Annotated in this window: 4 protein-coding genes; 1 reads left to right on the forward strand and 3 read right to left on the reverse strand. The window is 64.5% G+C overall.

Annotation, left to right across the window (positions count from 1 at the left end; genetic code table 11):
- Window positions 1–127 (forward strand): YgdI/YgdR family lipoprotein (locus ACK6AU_RS31560; RefSeq protein WP_409303652.1); only part of this gene is annotated, 127 nt, incomplete at its 5' end.
- Between the two features lie 10 nt (window positions 128–137).
- Here ACK6AU_RS31560 and ACK6AU_RS31565 read toward each other — a convergent pair.
- From ACK6AU_RS31565 to ACK6AU_RS31575, 3 genes are all read right to left on the reverse strand, one after another.
- Window positions 138–527: a hypothetical protein gene (locus ACK6AU_RS31565; protein ID WP_409303646.1), complete on the reverse strand. Its 390-nt coding sequence runs from the start codon at window positions 525–527 to the stop codon at window positions 138–140.
- A 167-nt stretch (window positions 528–694) separates the two neighbouring features.
- Complete coding sequence (locus tag ACK6AU_RS31570; RefSeq protein WP_409303648.1) at window positions 695–2,548, reverse strand: polyurethanase; 1,854 nt, start codon at window positions 2,546–2,548, stop codon at window positions 695–697.
- A gap of 109 nt (window positions 2,549–2,657) precedes the next feature.
- Window positions 2,658–3,452 (reverse strand): autotransporter domain-containing protein (locus tag ACK6AU_RS31575; RefSeq protein ID WP_409303650.1); only part of this gene is annotated, 795 nt, incomplete at its 5' end.

Genomic DNA, 3,452 nt, shown 5'->3' on the forward strand with positions numbered 1-3,452 from the left:
CCAGTACCTGACCCGCGACCAACCCAAGACCAAGACCGCCGACGGTTTCTATGAGTTCCAGGACATCTCCGGCAAGACCATCCGGGTCAAGGCCGACGATGTCGCCACCGTCCGCAAGGAAAAATGACCCGCCCGGCTCAGGGCGACCAGGGTGACCCGGGCAAACCGCCCTGCCCCGGTTCACAGAACACCCCGGCGGCCTTGCCACGCTTGACCAGTTCATCCCTTACCTGTCGGCAGCGCTGACGCTCCCGGGCGTTGGCATGGTCGATGCTGATGTTGCCAGTAGTGTCCGGAACCTTGTTGTCGCCCAGGCGCAGATTCACCACTGGCTGCTCGGGCTCCAGCCGGAAGCGGCTGCTGGAGGCCGGTTGGCTGTCCACGGGCGCCGGCTGGCCGGCTGGTAGTTGATCAGGGCTGACCCCGTAGCGTTTCAGGATCGAACCGGGAGGCAGCTCCCCGGCCGATGCCCACGTGGCCCACAGGGCCAGCACCAGGCCGCTCGCATACCTCTTGCTGCTACTCACTGTCAAAACGCTCCACTACCTTGAATCGATTGCACCGCGTGTCATGTGCCTGAAGTAACGCATCGGCGCCACGACACTTTAAGAGTATTGGAGTCATTGGTTGACCAATCGGTCACTCGATTGCCCAAAAACAGCGCGAGTCCTGTCGAAGTCGCGCTGCTCGCCTGTCAGGCGATGGTGATGCCGGAACCGTTGAGCTGCGTGAGGCTGACGCCCACCAGGGTCACCGAATCCTGGCCGAAGGTCAGTACCGTATCATGGCCGCTGCTGCTGGCATGGGCCCGGTAGTCCTGCCCCGGCAGTACGCCGCTGACGCCCATGAACACCAGCTTGTCGCCGCCTTGGTAACCGACGATACGGTCCTGGCCGAAGTGGCCGGTGAACAGGAAGGTATTGTCGCCGCCCCCCGACTCCATCAGGTCGTTGCCGGCCCCGCCGACGAATACATCGTTGCCCTGGCCACCGATCAGGTGGTCGTTGCCATCCAGGCCGAACAGCCAATCCCCGCCGGCATGGGCCTTGAGCACGTTGTCGCCGGCATCGCCGCGCACCGACGAGGCGTAGCGGGTCAGTTCGTCACCAGCCTTCAGGCCCTGGTCGGTGACCTGGTGCAGCACCTCGTCCTTGAATAAGCCCCAGAGGAACCCCGGTTCCTTGCTCTGGATCGCGCCAATGTCGCGGGTGAGGCTGATTCCGCCGTTGGCATCGCGCACATACAGGGTGCCGGCACCGTCGCTGGCGAAACGGTAGTCGTTCACCGAGTGCTGCAGGTCGAGGACATTGCTGCCCTTGCCGCCGAGGATGATGTTGTAGCCGCCGGCATCACGGAAGGTGTCGTTGCCATCGCGACCCTCCAGGTAATCGTTGCCGCTGCCACCCTGGATCAGGTCGTTGCCGTCGGTGCCGATGATGAAGGTGCTGCCCTTGTGGGTCTCGGCATTGCGGTTCAGGTCCTGGACCCAGGTGGTGGCCCGGGCCGGGTCCGACAGGTTGGCCACCACGATGGTGGAGTCCTTGCTGGTGTACTCATAGAACTTCGAATCCAGCACCCGGGTCAGGCCATCGCCATAGCCGGTGGGCAGGTGGGAGATCCAGGTGGAGATCTTGAGGATCGAGAACGGCACCACGTTCCATAGGGTCGAGGCGTAATGGTCGTTGAAGTTGACGATGTTGTTGGTGGCCGACGCCTGATGGGTATCGTGGATGCCCACCGAGGCCAGGTTGAAGCTCGAGCCGTCGAGGGCACGGAACACCGGGTCATTCTCGTAGCCGATGTTCAGCACCTTGTCGCTGGCGCTCTGGGTCGGCGAGGCGTAGGCGATGTAGTGGGCGTCCTTGAAGAAGCCCGACCAGCGTCCACCACTCAGGTCGGCCAGGCTGTTGACCGCCAGGCCGCCCAGGCTGTGGCCACTGACCAGGATGTCCTTGCCGGACAGGCCGTTGGCCTGGGCGAAGGCCGCGACATCCCCCAGCAGCTTGCCAAAGGCCTCGCCGGCGTAGTTCTTGGCGTAGTCCTTGGGCCCCAGGGCTGCCAGCAGGTCGCTGATCAGGTCGCCGATGGTGTCGCTGATCAACGACTCCCGTGGCCCGCTGGTACCGCGGAAGGCGATGCCGATGGAGCTCAAGTGTCCTTGTGCATCGTACTTGCCGAGGATCTCCACCTGGGCCGTCTCATAGCCGTTCTTTTCGCCGAAGAACGTCCCCCGGGCATCGACCTTGCCGGTATAGCCCAGTTGCTGGGCGCTGATGGTGGACCAGCCCGCCTTGTTCAGCGCCTCCTTGGCGGCCCTCTCCGAGTCCGGGTTCCAGGGGATGCCGGGGATCACCCCCTGGGAATCGCTGCTGCCGATCAGCGCGGTGATCAGGGTCGCCGGCAGGCCGAGGCCGAAGCCATTGTGCTGGTAACCCACGGCAAAGCCGTTGTCGAGGTTGTGGTAGGAATACAGCGTGATGGCCATGGCATCGGTGAACAGCGCCTTGGATTCAGCCGTACTGAGGTTTTTGTAGTCATAGACACCCATGGTATTGCCTCTCTTTTGTTAGAGTTTTCAGAGATAGCTCGTGCCCCGCGAACCCATTGCCAGGGTCCGCGGGGCTGGTACAACACCTTGCATATCCGTTGCCGGGGCCTCAGAACGCCCAATCCAGGGTCAGGCCGACCCCATGGCTCTTGTCACGACTCCCCAGCAGTGCGTTGTAGTCCAGGTTGACCCGGGCCTGGCGACCCAGGGCGATCCCCGCCCGTGCGCCGACCACCGCCGCATCACGGTCCAGGGACAGCGCCTGGACCTTGTAGCTGTCGCCCTGGCCAGCGAAGGCCAAGTGCTGGTCGGACCCGGTGGAACTCAGGTTGTGCTGCCAGCCCAGGGTGGCGGACAGCTCCAGCGCCTGGCCGCTGGACAATTGCAGTTGCTTGCCGGCACGCAGGCCCAGGGTCGAGAGCCAGGCATCGCGATTGTCCTGTCCACCCTTGAGCGCGGCGGCGCCGCCATGCTCCTTGAAGCTGTCGCTGGCGATATGCACATAGGCCAGGTTGGCGAACGGCTCCAGCGCCATGCTCGGCAGCGCGACCTTCCACGCGGCCTCGCCGAACACCTGGGTGCTCTGGGCATCGCGCTTGCTCTTCTGGCGATCGGAGACCTCGTTGTACTGCAGCTCGCGCTTGGTCTCGATGCGGTGCCAGCTGTGGCTGCCACCCAGGCTCAGGCGCAGTTGCTCCAGCTCCTTGCCGGCATAGGCACCCAGGTGGTAGCTGTCGACACTGGCCGAAGAGTGACGGTCATCGCCCATGCTCAGCGAGCTGTCGCTGTAGCCGGTGAAGACCCCGAGGCGGGGGTCCTCGCTCAGCTGCCCGCCGCTCCCCCGCAACACGCCGCCAAACCACCCGGTCAAGCGCCCCCGCCCCGGGTCCCCCTCCGCCCTGCC

Origin of the sequence: Pseudomonas sp. KCJK8993, from assembly GCF_046230915.1 — a bacterium.
Taxonomy (GTDB): Bacteria; Pseudomonadota; Gammaproteobacteria; order Pseudomonadales; family Pseudomonadaceae; genus Aquipseudomonas; species Aquipseudomonas piscis.